Annotated in this window: 15 protein-coding genes; 7 read left to right on the plus strand and 8 right to left on the minus strand. The window is 59.8% G+C overall.

Going from position 1 to position 18,398, the window contains the following annotated elements; all coding sequences use genetic code 11:
- The first annotated feature begins 3 nt into the window (after positions 1–3).
- The 5 genes from murJ to BI49514_RS10615 all read left to right on the plus strand — a co-directional run bounded on the left by murJ (position 4) and on the right by BI49514_RS10615 (position 6,988).
- Positions 4–1,623 carry a murein biosynthesis integral membrane protein MurJ gene (gene murJ, locus BI49514_RS10595; protein ID WP_101546508.1) on the plus strand — a complete coding sequence of 540 codons (1,620 nt, stop codon included), beginning with the start codon at positions 4–6 and terminating at the stop codon, positions 1,621–1,623.
- Positions 1,624–1,645: 22 nt separating this feature from the next.
- On the plus strand, positions 1,646–4,171 hold the full coding sequence (locus tag BI49514_RS10600) for a protein kinase family protein (protein WP_101546509.1): 2,526 nt from the start codon (positions 1,646–1,648) through the stop codon (positions 4,169–4,171).
- 149 nt (positions 4,172–4,320) lie between these two features.
- Positions 4,321–5,307: a thioredoxin-disulfide reductase gene (gene trxB, locus BI49514_RS10605; protein WP_101546510.1), complete on the plus strand. Its 987-nt coding sequence runs from the start codon at positions 4,321–4,323 to the stop codon at positions 5,305–5,307.
- Between the two features lie 122 nt (positions 5,308–5,429).
- Positions 5,430–5,747 (plus strand): thioredoxin, encoded by a 318-nt coding sequence (gene trxA, locus BI49514_RS10610; RefSeq protein ID WP_039211718.1) that lies wholly within the window; start codon positions 5,430–5,432, stop codon positions 5,745–5,747.
- Between the two features lie 104 nt (positions 5,748–5,851).
- The gene (locus BI49514_RS10615) at positions 5,852–6,988 is read left to right on the plus strand and encodes an N-acetylmuramoyl-L-alanine amidase (protein ID WP_244195277.1); all 1,137 of its coding nucleotides are present in this window, start codon (positions 5,852–5,854) and stop codon (positions 6,986–6,988) included.
- 2,807 nt (positions 6,989–9,795) lie between these two features.
- Here the strand turns inward: BI49514_RS10615 and BI49514_RS16975 are convergent.
- The gene (locus BI49514_RS16975) at positions 9,796–10,986 is read right to left on the minus strand and encodes a ParB/RepB/Spo0J family partition protein (protein ID WP_244195278.1); all 1,191 of its coding nucleotides are present in this window, start codon (positions 10,984–10,986) and stop codon (positions 9,796–9,798) included.
- Positions 10,987–11,176: 190 nt separating this feature from the next.
- Between BI49514_RS16975 and BI49514_RS16980 the strand changes: the two genes are divergently transcribed.
- Positions 11,177–11,914 (plus strand): hypothetical protein, encoded by a 738-nt coding sequence (locus BI49514_RS16980; RefSeq protein WP_244195279.1) that lies wholly within the window; start codon positions 11,177–11,179, stop codon positions 11,912–11,914.
- On the opposite strand, the gene BI49514_RS10625 is transcribed toward BI49514_RS16980, so the two are convergent.
- The 7 genes from BI49514_RS10625 to rpmH form a co-directional block, all read right to left on the minus strand.
- Positions 11,831–12,727, minus strand: a complete 897-nt coding sequence (locus BI49514_RS10625; protein WP_101546511.1) for a ParA family protein — start codon at positions 12,725–12,727, stop codon at positions 11,831–11,833. The two genes, BI49514_RS16980 and BI49514_RS10625, sit on opposite strands and share 84 nt — an antisense overlap.
- Positions 12,728–12,794: 67 nt before the next feature.
- Entirely contained in the window at positions 12,795–13,475 is a 681-nt protein-coding gene (gene rsmG, locus BI49514_RS10630) for a 16S rRNA (guanine(527)-N(7))-methyltransferase RsmG (RefSeq protein ID WP_101546512.1), read from the minus strand.
- Positions 13,468–14,025 carry a Jag family protein gene (locus BI49514_RS10635; RefSeq protein WP_101546513.1) on the minus strand — a complete coding sequence of 186 codons (558 nt, stop codon included), beginning with the start codon at positions 14,023–14,025 and terminating at the stop codon, positions 13,468–13,470. Before BI49514_RS10635 ends, rsmG begins: the two co-directional genes overlap by 8 nt.
- A gap of 8 nt (positions 14,026–14,033) precedes the next feature.
- On the minus strand, positions 14,034–14,987 hold the full coding sequence (gene yidC, locus BI49514_RS10640; RefSeq protein ID WP_101546514.1) for a membrane protein insertase YidC: 954 nt from the start codon (positions 14,985–14,987) through the stop codon (positions 14,034–14,036).
- 132 nt (positions 14,988–15,119) lie between these two features.
- Positions 15,120–15,476, minus strand: coding sequence for a membrane protein insertion efficiency factor YidD (gene yidD, locus BI49514_RS10645; protein WP_244195280.1), 357 nt, complete (start codon positions 15,474–15,476; stop codon positions 15,120–15,122).
- Positions 15,460–15,825 carry a ribonuclease P protein component gene (rnpA, locus tag BI49514_RS10650; RefSeq protein ID WP_101546515.1) on the minus strand — a complete coding sequence of 122 codons (366 nt, stop codon included), beginning with the start codon at positions 15,823–15,825 and terminating at the stop codon, positions 15,460–15,462. The genes yidD and rnpA overlap by 17 nt, the downstream gene beginning before the upstream one ends.
- A gap of 2 nt (positions 15,826–15,827) precedes the next feature.
- Positions 15,828–15,965 carry a 50S ribosomal protein L34 gene (rpmH, locus tag BI49514_RS10655; protein ID WP_039211706.1) on the minus strand — a complete coding sequence of 46 codons (138 nt, stop codon included), beginning with the start codon at positions 15,963–15,965 and terminating at the stop codon, positions 15,828–15,830.
- A 416-nt stretch (positions 15,966–16,381) separates the two neighbouring features.
- Between rpmH and dnaA the strand changes: the two genes are divergently transcribed.
- The gene (dnaA, locus tag BI49514_RS10660) at positions 16,382–18,067 is read left to right on the plus strand and encodes a chromosomal replication initiator protein DnaA (protein ID WP_101546516.1); all 1,686 of its coding nucleotides are present in this window, start codon (positions 16,382–16,384) and stop codon (positions 18,065–18,067) included.
- Positions 18,068–18,398: the final 331 nt, after the last annotated feature.

Raw genomic sequence — 18,398 nt, forward strand, 5'->3', positions numbered from 1 at the left:
AGCGTGTCCAGCTTCTCATCCCTGGCCCGGTCCTCGGCGATCATGACCGCCGGCACCATGACCTCGCGTGTGCTCGGTTTCGTCAAAGCCTCGATGCTGGCCATGGCGATCGGAGTCACCGCGGTCCAGGCCGATGCCTTCGATATCGCGAACAAGGTGCCGAACACCCTCTACATGCTGCTGGCCGGCGGCGTGGTCAATGCCGTCCTCGTCCCGCAGATCGTGCGTGCCTCCAAACGGGAAGACGGCGGTGCCGACTTCACGAACCGGCTGCTGACGCTGTCGTTCCTGCTCCTTGCGGGTGTGAGCATCATCGCCACCGCTGCTGCCCCGCTGCTCGTCTGGCTCTACTCTTCGGGGTGGAGCGAGGAGCAGATGGCGCTGGCCACGGCTTTCGCCTTCTGGTGCCTGCCGCAGCTGTTCTTCTACGGCCTCTACACGCTGCTGGGCCAGGTGCTCAACGCGAAATCATCGTTCGGTCCTTATATGTGGGCACCGGTGCTCAACAACGTCGTCGCGATCGCCGGACTTGCCGTATTCATCCTCATCTTCGGCACGAACAACGCGTCTCCGCACGGGCTCGACACCTGGACCCCGGACAAAATCGCTCTCATCGCCGGAACGGCGACCCTCGGCGTCGCAGCTCAGGCGCTCATCCTCATCTGGCCGCTCAAGCGCATCGGCTTCAAGTACAAGCCGACGTTCGGATTCCGGGGAGTCGGTCTCGGCTCGGCCGGCAAGGTCGCGTTCTGGACGTTCGCAGCCATGCTCATCGGCCAGATCGGCTTCCTCATCATCTCTCGTGTGGCCTCGGGGGCGTCGATCCCCGGTGACGGCAACGCCTCGAACGCCGCTTATACGAACGCCTACCTTGTGTTCATGCTCCCGCATTCGCTCATCGCGGTGTCTCTGGCCACGGCGCTGTTCACCTCTCTGGCCAAGAACGCGGCCGAGGAGGACACCGAGGCTGTCGTCGGCGACTTCTCGATGGGTGTGCGGATGGTCGGGATGGTCAACACCTTCGCCCTCGCCGCCCTCGTCGTCCTCGCCTCACCGGTGGCGATGATCATTGCCGGTCCTGGTCGCGAACAGGCCATGGCCATCGGTCTGGTCATCATCACGATGGTCTTCGGCCTCGTTCCCTTCAGCGCGAACTACCTGGCGCAGCGGGTGTTCTACGCCTACGGGGATGCGAAGACCCCGTTCCTCATCCAGCTGCCGCAGATCATCTTCCAGTCCCTGGCGGTGCTCTCGGTATCGATCTTCCCGAAGTCGGTGACGGTGGCGATCATCGGTCTCGTCATGAGCCTCGGCTATCTGATGGCGATGATCATCTCGTTCGCGGTCCTGAAGAAGCGCCTCGGCGCCATCGACCTGCGCGGGATCCTCACCTCGCACATGAAGTTCCTTTTCGCGGCGATAGTCGCCGCAGGCGCTGGGTTCGGTCTGCTCTACTTCTTCCCGGACTTCGCCCTGGCTGGACGCTGGCAGGCGTTCATCACCACGGCTGCCGTCGGCACCGTGATGCTCCTGTTCTTCATCGGAGCTTGTTATTTGCTCAGAGTCAGAGAGTTGCATTCGATTATTGGCGTGGTAGCTGGAAAACTAAGGAAAACAGCCTGAGCCCCGTCAATCCCCACCGGAGGTGGTCGCCCTGATCGATATCGAACCCGGCATGGTGGTGGCCGGCCGTTATGTCGTATCGACCGTCGACCGCCGATGGCTTCCCGAAAAGCCCGAGGTCGGTGCTGTCTGCACAGGACTCGATGCGATCCTCGACGAACCCGTGCTCATCCTCGTCGCCGATGCCGACGGTTCCAACGACGTCCTCGAAGCCGCCAGTCGTGTATCGATCATCGGTGACCCGCGCATCGCCCCGACGCTCGACGTCGGCCATTCCAACGGGCTGGACTACATCGTCATCAAGCGCATCGCGGTGACGCCGTTCAACCAGATCCTGCCGCGTTCGCCGCTGCCCGTCGACGCCGCCTGCGCACTCATCGGCGAGGTCGGATCCGCGCTCGTGACCTCGGCCAGGCGGGGACTGTTCCACATGTTCCTGCGTCCGAGTCTGGTCGGTCTGACGTCGAAGGGTGCGGTGGTCATCGCAGGCATCGGCATCGATGCGGCACTGGCGCTGGACACCGGGCTCGTCGAGCAGAAGGACTACACGCCGACCAAGGCCTCACGTCGAGACGCTCTCGCGCTCGTCCAGCTCTTCTACACGGCTCTGACCGGATACTGGCCCGGTGAAGATGCATTCGACGGAATTCCTCCTGCGGAGAAGGAGAATGCCCGGATCGCTCGGGCACAGGCGCTCAATCCCGAGGTCCCTGACAAGCTCGATGACTTCGTCAGTGGAATCATCACAGGTTCGGATCCCGGCCCGGGTTCGGTCGCCGAGGTTCTCGGCTATATCGACAAGTGGGACCCGGAACTGCTGCGCTACGTCAATCGTGCTCCGGTGGCGGAGAACGAGAATCTGTTCGATCAGTCGCCGCGCAGCTTCGATGAGGCCACCAGCCTGCCCGCTCCACGCTCGAAGACCATCGGACCCGGTCCCGGCGGTTCGACCAGCGCCAGCGAAGATCAGGTGCAGGCCGCCCTGGTGCGCATCGGAATCACTCGTCCGGGAACGCGGGGACTGGCCGCCGGAGTGGTCGGAAACACCACGGGCCGGTATGCCGACCGGATGCAGATGCGCGAGGCCTCGAGCTTCCCGATTGCGAAGGAACAACTCGACAGCGCCGCTCAGGACTGGGAAGAATGGCAGCCAGAGCAGACGTATTCGGAGTATTCGGAGTACGCGGAGCACGAATACGACGAGAACCTCACGACCCCGATCATGAGTCGGGGAGACGATTCGGATCCTGACACTCAGGCACTTGAGATCGTCCCCGAGAACGACGACGAAGGCGATGAGAACGATACGCGCGTGATCATGGACGGCGAGGACGAGGACGACGGTTCCTGGTTCCTCGGCGGCATGTTCGAAACCAATGAACAGCAGCGCGAGCATCAGCGACGCGAGTATGAACGCGAACGGCGGATCGCGAAGGCCAAGGAGGACGAGGCGCGCAGGCGGCTTGCCGCCTTCGAAGCGAGTTCGACCGCCCGTCAGCAGGAAGCCAATGCTGCCGCACCGCCGAAGGAGATGCGGCGGCTGTCCCCGGATTCCGTGGTCAGGCGAAGTGCAGGCGACGATCGTAAAGCCGTCGGCCAGCCCAGCGCCGAGGCGGCTGAGGGCTCCGAATCTGTGCGCCCTGCTGAGCGCAAGGCCGGGAAACCGCGCCAACAGCACAGCGATTCGACCGGTGCAGCCCAGGCTGGGTCTGTGAAGAACCGAAACAAGGCTGTCGGGACAGCAGGTGCCGCGGCAGCAGGCGTTGCCGGTGCTGCCGCGGCGGGCGGTGCAGCCAAGTCCTCAAGTTCATCAGCCTCGAGCTCCGCACCCTCAGCTGCCTCGGCCACGGCAGGAGGCGCCGGCGCCGGTGGTGCTGGCGGCAGCGCGGCTTCCGGCGGTGCAGGCAGCGGTTCGGGTGGACCAGGCCCCGACGAGCGGGATCCAGCCGCCACTCGGAAACCCTTCCTGTGGCTGGTTCTCGGCCTCGCGGTCGTTGCCGCAATCGTGCTGGGCATCGTCATCATCGGCTTCAACTCGGGAGACGAGGAGTCCACTCCGGTCTCCGAGACGTCCGCAGCGAGCGAGCAGCCGACGAAGAAGGAAGAGAAGAAGACTCCGAAAGCCGATCCCCCGAAGATCAAGACGGTCGAATCCCTCGACCCCGAAGGCGACGGATCGGAACACGACAGTGAAACCGAGAACGTCATTCCCAAGACCGAAGGATCATGGAACACCGACCGGTACAACTCGTCGAGCTTCGGCAACCTCAAATCCGGTGTCGGTCTGCTCTTCGAATTCGAGGACGAGACCACCATGGGCAAGGTGAAGGTGGCGTCGGAGAACTCCGGCGGCAAGTTCGAGATCCGTGACGGTGACGACCCCGAGAACGCGAAGGTCATCGGCGAAGGCGTCTTCGATGCCGATGGCGCCGTCACCGTGGAGTTCGATGAAGAGGTCACGACGGACAAGCTCATCCTCTGGGTCACTGAACTGCCGCAGACCGATGGCGGCTATAAGGCCACCATCAGCTCTGTGAAGTTCTTCTGAACCGACCAGCGGTTCCTCGTACCCTGATGCCAGACAGGATGCGGGTGCGGAATAGTCCGCGGCACCGTACCGTTATAGGTGCGAACGTCATTTCGCGCGGCACTCCGCGGCGCGCTGAGCACAGCAGATAGAAGCAGGGAACTTTTCACATGACTGATACTCAACTGGTGATCATCGGATCGGGGCCGGCCGGCTACACCGCAGCCGTCTACGCGGCCCGTGCGAACCTCTCGCCGGTCGTCATCGCAGGATCGGTGACCGCAGGCGGCGAACTGATGAACACCACCGACGTGGAGAACTTCCCCGGATTCCCCGCCGGTGTTCAGGGGCCCGAACTCATGGAGAGCATGCGTGAGCAGGCTGAGAAGTTCGGTGCCGAGGTCATCTACGACGATGTCGAGACCCTCAAGCTCAATCCAGGTGCTCATGAGATCGTGACCGCTCTGGGTTCGCGCTACACCGCAAAAGCCGTGATCCTGGCAACCGGTTCGGCATACCGCGAACTCGGCCTGCCCAACGAGAAGAAGCTCTCCGGTCACGGTGTCAGCTGGTGTGCCACCTGTGACGGATTCTTCTTCCGCGATCAGCACATCGCTGTCATCGGCGGCGGCGACTCCGCGCTTGAAGAGGCCACCTTCCTCACCCGGTTCGCGTCCAAGGTCACTTTGGTCCACCGCCGACAGGAGCTGCGTGCCTCGCAGGCTATGCAGGACCGCGCGAACGCCGATGAGAAGCTCGAGTTCCTCCTCGACTCCGAGGTCGCCGAAGTCCACGGCGAAGACTCCCTCACCGGGCTGACCGTCCGCAACACGGTGACCGGGGAGACCTCAGAACTGCCTGTGACCGGCATGTTCGTAGCTATCGGTTCCGACCCGCGCACAAGTCTGTTCGCCGATCAGCTTGAGATGCGCGCCGACGGGTACCTCAGTGTCGACGGTCGCACCTCGAAGACGTCTGTCGAGGGCGTCTTCGCAGCTGGCGACGTCATCGACTCGGTCTACCGTCAGGCCATCACTGCTGCCGGTTCGGGCTGCTCAGCCGCCCTCGACGCCGAGCACTACCTCGGTGATCTTGAGGCTGCTTCAAAGCCCGCCATGGCGGAGGCAGCAGTGGCCGAAGCCTCAGTCGCTTCCTGAACCCGAAACGCCCGCTCGTAACGCTGCTATTGACTGCACATCGGCCGAGCGAATAGGCCCGGGAATGAAAGATCCAGCTCCACTGTTCTGCTAGAGACATTCGTTGTGAAGGAAGGTTACTCATGTCGACAGAAGTCACTGATGCCACGTTCGAAGAGAACGTACTGAAGTCCGACAAGCCCGTACTCGTCGATTTCTGGGCTCCTTGGTGCGGCCCATGCCGTATGGTCAGCCCCATCGTCGACCAGATCGCCGAAGAGCACGGAGACAAGCTCAACGTGGTCAAGGTCAACACTGACGAGAACCTCGAGACCGCAAGCACCTATGGAATCACCTCGATTCCGGCGCTCTACGTCTTCAAGGACGGCGAAGTCGCCAAGACCATCATCGGCGCGCGTCCGAAGCCCGCCCTCGAGGATGAGCTCTCCGACTTCATCTGATCGATTTCTAAGGCGCCTGTTGTAGTATCAACGGGCGCCTTAGCCATTTCTGGGCGCCGCTGAGCACTGACCCTCGAACCGCATCACCGACGATTGGCACCGCATTGACGAACACGAACTTACCGCGCTATTCGCGCGGCGACATTTCCGAGATGCTGCCCAATATCAAAGCTCAAATGGCCCGTTTGGGGCTCCACGTCGGTGATACCGAGACCGCGGACTTCGATCGTGCTTTTGAATTGGGTGTCCGCCAGTTCCAGCAGGACCGGGGGATCCTCTGCGACGGCGTGTTGGGCCCTGAAACGTTTTCTGCGCTGGAGCAGGCTCGATATCAGTTGGGCGACCGCGTGCTCCGATTCGACCCCGTCAGAGTGCTGACAGGTGATGACGTCGTCAACCTCCAGACTAAACTCGCCGGTTTGGGCTTCTATCCGGGTCGCATCGATTCCGAGTACGCGTCACTGACCGAGACAGCGGTCAAGGAACTGCAGATGAGTTTGGGCACGAAGGTCGACGGTGTGACGGGACCGCAGACTCTGCGCGGTCTCAACGCGATCGACCGCAACCAGGACACCGGCAATCTCTTCGCGCTTCAGGAGCGTGCACGCGTGGCGGCTTCGGGTACATCCCTCGTCGGCCGCACTTTCGTCATCGAGGCAGCAACTACAGTTGTAGATTTCCAGACGCTGCCGATGACCCGTGAGCAGTCTGGCCTCGAACGTCAGATCACTTCAGACATAGCAAGCCGGCTTGTCGGTCGTTTGGAAGCGATCGGTGCTGGGGCCCTCCTCCTCGAGGGCGATGCTGTCGAGGTCAATCGCGCAGATACGCTCGGTGCATCTGCAGTCATCACCGTCACAGCGGATGTCAGCAAATCAAAGGATGCCAACGGGCTGGCAACCTTCTACTTCGGTCACGAACGACAGTCGGATCTCAACTCGCCGACGGGTCAGAAGCTGGCGGAGCTCATCCAAGGAGAACTGGTCGCACGGACCGGAATGCAGGACTGCCGCACGCATGCGCGCACATGGTCATCACTGAAGCGACTGAAGACACCGAAGGTACATGTCGTCAGCGGTTACCTCACCAACAAAGACGATTTTGAAAACCTCCAGGATCCGCACGTGAGAGACGCGATCGCCGACGGCATAGCCGCTGCGCTCCAGCGCCTTTACATCGTGGAGGACAAAGACCCTCAGACCGGCACTCTCAGTCTTGATGCCATCAAAGCGCTGAACTAGTCAGCCAGCTTCTACGACTAGCCGTGTTCCTTGAATAGGAGCACGGCTCTTCTCACCGCGGTCTTGAACCTCTGCGGACAAAACTCCAGACGACAAGAGACAGAGGCGAGGCACTCACTAAAATCGCCGAGTACGCGTTGAGACAACTCCGAAACAACACATACTACGGCCACCAGTCGACCCGCTCTTGCGCCGCGCAGCGGGCGAAATGAAAGCGGCCGACCTCGCACCAGCTACTCGGCCGAGATACGTTTCACGTGAAACGGCGACCTAGGCAGAACTCAACCGACGCTATATCTGAACTAAGCGGAACTACCGTTGAGAAGCGACCCAATTTGACGCCTAGCTGCCATTTCAAAGTATCAGCCGCAAGCAAGTGAGATCTCGTAGCGACAGTACGCGCTGACTGACTGGCTCTCCCTCCACGACCCCCAAGCGGCAAGACCACTTCAGTTCCTTCGTTTCACGTGAAACCACACGAATTGTCTGATGGTGCAAGACAACAAAATTCAGCATCATCCCCAAAAGATGCCGGACTGACGCCAAACCGTTCTTAAGGCATCAACCTATTCTGCTTGTTCCCTACTAAAGCAATCTAAGGGGGCACACACTCCAATCGAGGTACCCGTGCGATCTATCCGAAGGGCCGATTATCTAGCGCCTCAAGAGACTGTGAACACGAACGGTCACAGTGCACACATCGAAATGACAACGCTAGCGACACTCGCAATTCTCTGTTCCACACTGAATCGATAGAGAACTAGTGAGCGTGCTCGGTTAACTACAAATCAGGGATTCAATTGCAGCCACCAAATCGCAGGGTGAGGTGGACCGTTTCACGTGAAACAACGATATCCAGAAGCCGCCGACAAACGGCATACCCGGCTGTGTGAAAAATACGAACTCGTCATGCTTTCAAACCAACAGCCTAAACAAGCAACCGGACATCGACAGACGCCCCGTAGGTACAGTTTGCGAAGCTCACTGACCCTTAAGACAATCGGATTAGCTAAACGCCGGCGATCTGCTTTTCGAGGGAACACGTTTCACGTGAAACGGACCGTATACCCGTAACTCGTCAAAAGCAGCTCATCCTTACGGCGTACGCGTCTCTTCGACACAAGGCTTTCGAAGAGAACAAAGACAAGCCAGACAGTTCCGACACCCTGCTGCGCACAGCGGATTGCCAAAGATGGTTGATTATCCCCTTTATACCGATCAATGACCGACCCACCAGTATTGATGAGTTCAATGCCTAAACGGTCTTGCAACTACGTTGGTGCCGATCACTCCGCATGATCCGGATCGGCAGGCAACACAGTTGAGTATGCTCCGGGCAGGCGAGGTTTCACGTGAAACATACACCAGGCACCCGACTCCTCAAGTGCCGACGTCCACCGACTACGCCGAAATACGTAGACTCAACGTCGGATTCGGCCGCCTTGACGAAGCGCGTTATTTCGTCAACACTCCCGGATGGAGCCGGCGCCGAATCCTCCGCAGCGACTCTCTTGACGAATATCAGTAGCTCAAAGTACAGCGATCACCTGGCTGGCGTCCTCGGTTCGTTCAGCACAACAGGGGAGGCGGCAGCCTTAAGCCAAAGAAGTGCGTTCCTGCCAGTAAGAACGTCTAAAGATGTGGTGCTCATTCGAGGATGTGACTAAACAGACCCTGTTTCACGTGAAACATTACTCACGATCAACTGGCTGAAAAGAACTTCCAGCACAATACAAACGGCCCGCTGGACTCATACTTCCACTACTTCGTTGGATACTACGACTCATACTTACGCGCTCGGTACGCCGTACGGTGTGATTTGGAAGCCCTCCAGACGAAAGAACCCGGCGGACAGTGACGGACGGAGTGTTTCAGAGGCCCTCCATCTGCCGCTGGCGGCGACCCGCATCAAGAATAGCGAACCAAACACTCAGAAGTGCAACTGAATACTATCCCACGTCCAACGGATACTGCGATAGCAGCAGTAGCGCCGAACCAAGGCGGAAATCTTAGTCGCGGCGCCAGAGTCTGTCCGTTCAGTCAAGCATCGTTTCACGTGAAACAGAGGTTTAGTCCGTACGGCGGCAGCGAATGGGACCGACATACTACGACCAGATTCTCTCCCGATAGTTGAAGCAGCTTAGGAAGAAGTATGCTGTGCCCTCGGGCTATTCCGTCCCTCATGAACAGCGGCAGCGCAGCCACGTTTCACGTGAAACAGAGCTCGGCGCACGTGTCCAAAGCCTACCCTCAAACGAATGCTCCTACCAATCTCGGACCAGTACCTAGAAGCTCCGGTCGAAGTTCCACCCACGATCAGCCTCGCCCGTTTCACGTGAAAAACACATTAGGCGAGGTCCACCTGCCGAGAATACAACAAAGAAACGGTCTCAACGGCTATGCCCACACCGACGGAAGGGTCTACCTCTCGAGCCCACAAATTGACAGCGGAACTACCCACCTCAGCGGCGAACAGCTGACACCGAATGGCTGCAGAACCGATCGTTAGAGATGTTCACTATTTTGTACTAACTGAGTGTTTCGAACCTAATAGCCAGTGTAGGGACAGATGATTCCGACGACTTCTATTAGCGGATGGACAGCCGATCGTGAACTACCACTTCCACTGGTTCACGTGAAACAGTGAAAACGCAGTCGAATCAGTTCAGCAGTATCCGCAGATCGTGGATCGCGAGGTGACCGCTACTGCCCCTTGATTTCTCTCACTCCGGCTCAGACGGCGTCCGCGACAAAAAGATGGGCTTCGGGGTTATCCCCGAAGCCCATCTCCACCTACCGCATACTGCTCAGAGTGCGTCCTCGTTAGGGATTCCCAAGAGACCGAGGATACGGTCGAGATCCTCTTGATTCGCGAACTCCACACTCAGCTTGCCTTTGCGTTTGCCAACGGAGATGTTCACCTTGGTCTCAAGACGATCTCCCAGACGTTCAGCTACCGCGAGGAACTCCGGGGCCACCTTCGTCGTTGCACGTGAAACATTGATCGAATCACCTCGGTTGAGCAATACGACGGCTTCTTCCGATGCCCTGACGGATAAACCCTCTGCAACGATTCGCTGTGCTAGCACTTCCATATGTTCCGGATCGCGCAGGCCAAGAATCGCTCGAGCATGACCGGCCGAAATGACCCCGGCAGCCACCCTCCTCTGCACCAGAGGAGGCAGACGCAGCAAACGCAGGGTATTGGAGATCTGCGGACGAGAACGTCCAATCCGTTCGGAGAGTTCTTCCTGTGTGCACCCGAAGTCCTCGAGCAGCTGCCCATAGGCCGCTGCCTCTTCAAGTGGATTGAGTTCCGCTCGGTGTAAATTCTCTAGAAGCGCGTCACGGAGGAGGTCTGTGTCTTCGACATACCGGATGATTGCCGGAATCGTCGACAGACCAGCGTCTTTCGTCGCGCGAAGACGCCTCTCACCCATGATGAGCTCGAAGCGCGAGCGGTCGCTCGGCTTCTGCCTGACGACGACGGGCTGAAGGACACCAATCTCACGAATGCTGTGGACCAGTTCAGCCAGCAGATCTTCATCAAAGACCGTTCGCGGCTGCCTGGGGTTCGCATCGATGAGATCGACGTCAATCTCACCGAATTCGGTATCCGGAATCGACTCGACGCCGCTATATTCCTCGAGATCGGCCTCATCGGCGGTCTCCACCGATTCGGATTCTCCGGACTCTTCAGATGAGGCTGATGTGCTCGTCCGCGCATCGGTTTCGGAAGTTGTCGAAGTATCTGATCCCGAGGTCACTCCCGGACGACTCTCGTCTTCACCATCCATTGACTCAGATTCAACTACAGTCGTAGTGGAAGCCTGCTCGTCACCTCCACTGAGTTCGGACTGGTCTCTTTCATCCGCCTCGTTGTCATCATCGCTTCGACCAGACGACGTGTAAACGCCCGGATGCGTTTCGCGAACATCATCCTCGGCCGACGCTGCTGCGGCGGACTCTGAGGACTCAGAGATGAGGTCAGAGCTCACGTCGACCGACTCATTGCCGGTCAGCTGAGCCGAACTGGATTCAGCAGACGAGCTCGCCGCTGGAGTCTCCGCTTCGCCTGAGCCCGTTGCAGGAGTCTCGACTTCGCCTGAGCCCGTTGCTGGGTCAGAAACCGAGTCGGATGACGATGTCTTCCGCGTCGAACTCTTCGGCGCTGCAGACGCCTTCTCTGTGCTCTCAACTGGGGAAGCAGAGGACGGACGGGAGCGCGGCGGAGCAGAAGACCCAGCCTTCGTCTTAGTTGACGTCGATTTGGCGCCAGCAGAAGTTCTGGAGGAACCGCTCCCGGTTGCCTTCTGTGCAGTCGCCTTCGATGCGTTCGACTTCGCCGTCGATGCCTTCGTTCCCGTCGTCTTGGAGGTCGCCGTCTTCGTCTCTATCGACTTAGAGGCAGTGGACTTAGAGGCGGTCGATTCAGAGGCGGTCGATTCAGAGGCGGTGGACTTCGAACCCGCCGGCTTGGACGCAGAAGTCTTGGACGACGTGGACGACGCACCCTTGGTTGTTCCCGTTTTTGTCGCCCCCGACTTTGTCGCCCCGGACTTCGAGGACGCTGTCTTCGAGGCAGGTGCCTCAGTCTCGGTATCTGCACCGGAAGTCAGGGACGTCGATCGAGTTGTCCCCGATTGCTTCGGCTTGCGTCGTCGGGAGGACTGCATCGACGCAGCTGGGTCCGTACGCGCAGTGCGTGACGTCTTCGTCTCACTCTCGCGTCTGCCGTCTTCCGAGTTCCCGCCTGAGAAGAACACATCGACCGGACGATCATTGGAGTTCGCGTCGGGGATCAATGCTCCGAGCCCGCGCCCCAGGCCCCTCTTTTTGCGTTCAACCACGACTTACTCCTCGATTCGCAATTTCTTCGGCGGCTTCCCGATAGGACAGGGCACCGCTGGAATGTGGGTCATATGAGATCACGGTCTGGCCATAGCTCGGTGCTTCGGAAATCCTCACCGAACGCGGAATGGCAGTACCGAGGACCTGCTCCGGGAAGTGAGTGCGCACATCCTCAGCGACCTGAGCACTGAGGTTCGTCCGTCCGTCATACATCGTCAGCAGAATCGTCGTGATCGCCAATTCGGGATTGAGGTGCTTCTGGATGAGCTGGATGTTCTTCAGCAGCTGGCTGAGGCCCTCGAGTGCATAGTATTCACACTGGATCGGGATGAGGACTTCGCGAGCGGCCACGAATGCGTTCACCGTCAGCAGACCGAGGCTGGGCGGGCAGTCGATGATGATGTAGTCGACGCGATCTCCCGCTGCTTCCTCCTCCTTGAGATAGATGCCCAAGGCACGCTGCAGTCGCTGTTCACGCGCGACGAGTGACACGAGTTCGATCTCCGCGCCGGCGAGATCGATGGTGGCCGGCACGCACTTGAGAGAGTCGAAGTCCGGACACTGCGCCACAGCCTCGCGCATCGGAACGTCATCGATGAGGACGTCGTAGATGCTCGTGACCTCGGAATAGTGATCGATCCCCAGGGCGGTGCTCGCGTTTCCCTGCGGATCGATGTCGATGAGCAGGACGTTGAGCCCCTGATTGGCCAGGGCAGCTGCGATGTTCACCGCCGTCGTGGTCTTTCCGACGCCACCCTTCTGGTTCGCGATCGTAAAGATACGGGTCGAGTCCGGCCGTGGAAAGGTTGTCTGCGACAGTCGATCCGCACGCCGGTTGTCCCGTGCAATCGCGGCACCAATGGGAGACGACTCATCCATGATCGGCATAGGGCGCACTCCATCATCCATCGGTTTCACAAGGCTCTGATCCAGCCTAGACCAACTCTACTTCGTACTATTTCTTGACGATCTCGACGACACGACTCGGGACCTCGAGGATGCCGCCGCCATCGACGACGTGGATCTGAGGTTGGGACAGTCGATATCGCTTGATCATTTTCTTCGCCTTGACCAGCTCGCCTTCGACTGAAGCTCCCTTGAGGGCGAGGATCCGGCCCCCGGGGCTGATCACCTCGCGGGTCCATTCGATGAGAGTCGTCATCGCCTTGACCGCGCGTGCGGTGATGACCGTGAACATCTCCTCGTCGACGAGTTCCTCGACGCGTGCACGCACGATTCGCACATTCTTCAGGCCCAGATCGTCGACGACCATGTTCAGCCATTCGACGCGGCGCTCCATCGGTTCGATGAGTACGATCTTCGCCTCGGGGCGCATCAGTGCGATCGGAATACCCGGCAGCCCGGCGCCGCTGCCGACATCACCGACGACATCATTCTCATTGATGTGTTCGGCAACCACAGCGCAGTTGAGGATGTGCCGGGTCCACAGTCGATCGACCTCGCGCGGTCCGATGAGACCCCACTCTGTTCCGGTGGTGGCCAGGTGTTCGGCATACCGCTGCGCGGCAGGATAAGCCGCACCGAAGTACTCTTCGGTGCCGGCCGGAGGCGTCTCCATCTCCGCTGCCGTCGACTCGTTCGAGAGGTCGGTGTCGTGCTCGGGCTGATCAGTCATCGGCGAGCCGGATGACGACATGACGACCGTCGCCCTCATCCTCGGACTGAGAGGCCAGACCGGCGCGGGCAGCTTGGTCATGGATGATCTTGCGCTCGAAGCTGTTCATAGGCTTGAACGCGAACTCCTCGCCGCCGTCCTTGACTTCGGCGATCGCGCGCTTGGCCTTCTTGATCAGCTCTTCTCGACGGCTGTTCCGGAAACCGTCGATATCAAGCATCAGCCACGACCGCTGACCGGTCTGAGTCTGCACCGCCAGACGACTGAGTTCCTGAAGCGCACCGAGGGTGCGGCCCTCACGGCCGACCAGGGTGCCCAGGTTGGAGTCCTCGTCGTCCTCGCAGACGATAGACAGCTGTGCACGGCCGTCGGCGACATCAATATCGATATCGCCGTCGATATCGGCCAGATCCATCAGCTCTTCGAGGTAGTCCGCGGCGATCTCGCCCTCTTCTTCGAGGAGTTCGGCACGGCTCTGCTTCGGCGAGGTCTCCTCCGGAGTCTCTTCCCGTGTCTGTTCGGAGGTCTCGTCGATCTTCTCTTCGGTCATGTCTGTCCTCAGCGCTTCTTGTTCTTTTTACGATTCTTGCTCACGGGCTGCTGCCGCTGGCCGCTCTTCTTCGGGGCCTCCTCGGTGACGGTCGATCCCTTGAGCTCGTCCTGCTTCACGGTCTTGCCCTTGCGAGCCTTGCGCTCAAGCATCTCCTTCTCGGCCTTCGAGCCGGGAGCGGGCATATTGCGGATGACCATGTGCTGCTGGGCCATCGTCCAGGTGTTCGAGACCAGCCAGTAGATGAGGACACCGAGCGGGAAGTAGATTCCGCCGATGCCGAAGACGAGAGGCATCACGTAGAGCAGCATCTTCTGCGACTGCATCATCGGGTTGGCCATTGCCGACTCCGACATGTTCTTCGCCATCATCTGCTTCTGCGTGATGAACATGGTGGCGGCCATGATGACGATGAGGACACCTGTCAGCAGCTTGACCGCAAAGCCCGGGTCGGTGAAGACCGCCGAAAGGCTGATGCCGAAGATCGAGGACTGCTCGGCCTGGATCGCCAGCTGCTGTGTGAAACCGCCGATGGCTCCGACGTCACCGGAAGCGACTTTCGGCATGTTGTGGATGACGCGGAAGAGCGAGAAGAAGATCGGCATCTGCACGAGCAGCGGCAGACACGAAGCCCACGGGCTCGTCTTGTTGTCGCGGAACAGCGCCATCTGCTCTTCGGCCATGGCCTGGCGGGAGTATTGGTCCTTCTTGCCCTTGTACTTCGCCTGCAGGCGCTGGATCTCCGGCTGCAGCAGCTGCATCTTGCGCTGCGACTTGATCTGGTAGACGAAGAGAGGGATGAGGAGAGCACGGATGACCACGGTCAGTCCGGCGATCGAGAGCACCCAGGTCCAACCGCTGTCGGCTTGGAGACCGATTGCGGTGAAGATCTCGTGGAAGATCGCGAGGATCCAAGCAACCACCCACTGCAGCGGGTAGAGCAGCTTGTCCATCCAGTCCATTCAGTTCTCCTCGTTACACCGATTCTTGCGCGAAGTTCATTTTGCCATTGTTCACAGGTCTGCGCGACACGACGTGTGCCCCGAGGCAGTCCGCGTCTTCACGCTCGTGCGCGGACTGCAAGTTCAGTATGTTCAGGTGTGTGCCTGACCGCGGTGGATGGTCTTCGACCTGGCCTCCCGCGCCGAGCCCGGCACATGGTCGACACCTCCGTGCGACCACGGATTGCAGCGCAGTATTCGCCACCCAGTTAACACCACGCCCTTGAGAACTCCGTGTATCTCGAACGCCTCGAGACCGTACATGGAGCAGCTGGGATAGTAGCGACACACTTGGCCGTAGAGAGGTGAGATCACGATTCGATAGGCGCGGATGAACCAGACGAACGGCATCCTCGGTCCGATCAGGACGATCCAGCCGAGTGCCGGCCAGAAACCTGCCGGCCGGCGGGGCACCTCGGAGGCATGCTTCAGATCATGCTCGGCGTCCACGACGTTCCAGCTTCTTCTCTGCCTTGACCAGCAGCTCGTCGACCTCGGCGGACAGAACGGCGAAGTCGGCCTGTCCGGCATGCGGCAGCGCCCGGATGACGAACAGATCTCCTGCTCTCAGCTCACCGAGCCGCGCACGCATGATCTCGCGCAGGCGGCGTTTGGTGCGGTTGCGCACCACGGCATTTCCGACGGCCTTGGATACGATGAAACCCACGCGTGCAGCGTGGGTATCATCGGTGTCTCTCAGGCTGTGTGCCATGAGATGCTCTGTGCGCACCCGGACCCCGGCTCTGAAGATTCGTCTGAAGTCTTCGCCGCTGCGGATCCGATGTGCCGCGTCAAGCATGCTCAGGCCGAAATGTCGGAACGTCCCTTGCGACGACGTGCAGCCAGGATCGAGCGGCCCGCGCGGGTGCGCATACGCAGACGGAAGCCGTGCTTCTTGGCGCGCTTACGGTTATTGGGCTGGAATGTACGCTTGCTCACTTCAGTCTCCGATTTCTAGGTTGCGGGTGAACGCCGGTGCGTTCTCACAAAAAACGGCGGTACGAGTCTCGACCGCCGAGCACTCCTGTGCATAAGAGCCAAAAGATAATCAGGATAATCGGATGAAGCCCGGTACACAGGACACTCCATCTTAGCGAGGCGGAATCGAAACGGTCAAACGGAATCCGCATGTTTCACATCACGCTCGCCCGAAATTCATCGCCGTTCGCGTTCGCGTGATCAAGGCTCGTCCACAAGTCACACCCATGTAGTTTTCCACAAGCTTATCCACGAGTGTGGAGATTCACTGGGCTGAGTCGGCACTGGTCCACATTCTGTGGAAAACTATGTGGAAGTCATGCACAGGTGTGGATCACGCCAGAACGAATTTTTTTGAAAGCTGAGGAAATGTGACGGTGTCGAATTCCAAGAATGAGCTCATCAGCCGCTGGCACACGGTGGTCTCAAACCTGGAAAAGGACCCAGACCTCACGTCGCATCAGAAGGGATTCCTCTCCCTCGCGTTGCCGAAGGCCCTCGTCGACAATGCGCTCATCCTTCTCGCCGTGCGTGACGAACACACCCGCCGCACCATCGAGACCCGACTACTCGGCCCCCTGACCAGGGAGTTCTCAAAGGTGCTCGGTTTCGAGGTGACCTTCGGCTTCGTCGTCGATCCTGAACTCGACGTGCCGATCCGCTTCGAGGATCTCATTGGAGAGTCGACCCCTGGGGCCCAGGTTCCCATCGATCCGGTCACCTCCACCTCGGCGACGGGATTCCCTGAACCCACCCCCACCGAGGCGACCGAACCGGTCCGACCGGCACCCGCCGATCATTCGACGCCCGAATTCGCCCAGCCGCACCAGGGCCAGCCGGCCGCGCAGAACTCGGATATCCGGATGCCACAGGCTCAGGCATCGGCACCTCCGGCAACGCAGACGCCCGCCTCGCAGTCGCAGGCTCCGGGCGATTCCGGAATGACGGACCGTGAAATGAAGATCGCCGAGGCGACCGCCGCCCCGATGGGACCGCCCGTCGATGCTCCCGGCGTCGCTCAGCTCAATCCGAAGTACACCTTCGACACCTTCGTCATCGGCGCTTCCAACAGGTTCGCCCATGCAGCGGCCTTCGCTGTCGCCGAGGCACCGGCCAAGGCCTACAATCCTCTGTTCATCTATGGGGACTCGGGATTGGGCAAGACCCATCTGCTCCACGCGATCGGCTACTACGCGACTCAGCTGTTCCCGGAGATCCGAGTGAAGTACGTCTCCAGCGAAGAGTTCGTCAACGACTTCATCAATACGATCGGCTCGTCGAAGACCTCGAATGCTCTGCGTCCGGCATTCCAGCGCCGCTACCGTGAGGTCGACATCCTCATGATCGACGACATCCAATTCCTGCAGGGCAAGGATGCGACCGTCGAAGAGTTCTTCCATACGTTCAACGCCCTGCACAATGAGGCCAAACAGGTCGTCATCACCTCCGATCAGCCGCCGAAGATGCTCAAGGGCTTCGAAGAGCGGCTGCGCTCCCGATTCGAATGGGGGCTGCTCACAGACGTGCAGCCACCGGACATGGAGACTCGGTTCGCGATTCTGCGCCGCAAGGCCGCAGCCGAACAGCTCGATGTTCCCGACGATGTCCTCGAATACATCGCCTCCCGTGTGTCCTCGAACATCCGCGAGCTCGAAGGCGCTCTCATCCGGGTCACGGCATTCGCCAACCTCAACGATCAGCAGATCGACGTCTCCTTGGCCGAGACCGTCCTCAAGGACTTCATCACCCCGGATGACACCCCTGCGGTCACGGCCGCGGACATCATGGGCCAGACCGCTGCCTACTTCAGCCTCACCCTCGATGACCTGTGCGGAACCTCCCGGTCCAGGACTCTGACGACGGCCAGACAGATCGCCATGTATCTGTGCCGTGAGCTCACCGACCTCTCCCTGCCGAAGATCGGACAGGCGTTCGGTGGACGCGATCACACCACCGTGATGCACGCGAACAAGAAGATTCGAACTCAGATGGCGGAACGACGGGCCGTCTACACCCAGGTCACCGAACTCACAAACCGCATTAAACAACAGCACCGCCTGTAGAAGACGCCATACACATCTGTGGATAACCCTGGGGACAAATGCTCACAGCTTGGGGACAGAGCGGTGGACAGAACGGTTGCACGGGTGGAAAGATGTGAACTACATGCTTGTGTTTACCCAAGCGCCCACCGACGCCTCGGCCACGGTGCACATGGCATCCACAAGGCTATAATGGCTCAGAACCCTTGATTACTCTGGGGTAAGCGGCACTTGTCCACAGTCTCCACAGGTGCTGATACTTCTACCAAGTGAATTCAGCTCTTAAGAGGGCGACCGCCACCGACTGCTGCGGTGGATGAGCTTCGAGCTCACGAGCTCAAGGTCGAGAGAG

Origin of the sequence: Brevibacterium iodinum ATCC 49514, assembly GCF_900169265.1 — a bacterium.
Taxonomy (GTDB): Bacteria; Actinomycetota; Actinomycetes; order Actinomycetales; family Brevibacteriaceae; genus Brevibacterium; species Brevibacterium iodinum.

What these genes read in the sequence shown, in the direction of transcription:
- BI49514_RS10625 (WP_101546511.1), bottom strand. Translation starts at nt 12,727, where the DNA reads ATGCCGATCATGGATGAGTCGTCTCCCATTGGTGCCGCGATTGCACGG.
- trxB (WP_101546510.1), top strand. Translation starts at nt 4,321, where the DNA reads ATGACTGATACTCAACTGGTGATCATCGGATCGGGGCCGGCCGGCTAC.
- BI49514_RS10635 (WP_101546513.1), bottom strand. Translation starts at nt 14,025, where the DNA reads ATGACCGAAGAGAAGATCGACGAGACCTCCGAACAGACACGGGAAGAG.
- rsmG (WP_101546512.1), bottom strand. Translation starts at nt 13,475, where the DNA reads ATGACTGATCAGCCCGAGCACGACACCGACCTCTCGAACGAGTCGACG.
- rnpA (WP_101546515.1), bottom strand. Translation starts at nt 15,825, where the DNA reads ATGCTTGACGCGGCACATCGGATCCGCAGCGGCGAAGACTTCAGACGA.
- yidC (WP_101546514.1), bottom strand. Translation starts at nt 14,987, where the DNA reads ATGGACTGGATGGACAAGCTGCTCTACCCGCTGCAGTGGGTGGTTGCT.
- trxA (WP_039211718.1), top strand. Translation starts at nt 5,430, where the DNA reads ATGTCGACAGAAGTCACTGATGCCACGTTCGAAGAGAACGTACTGAAG.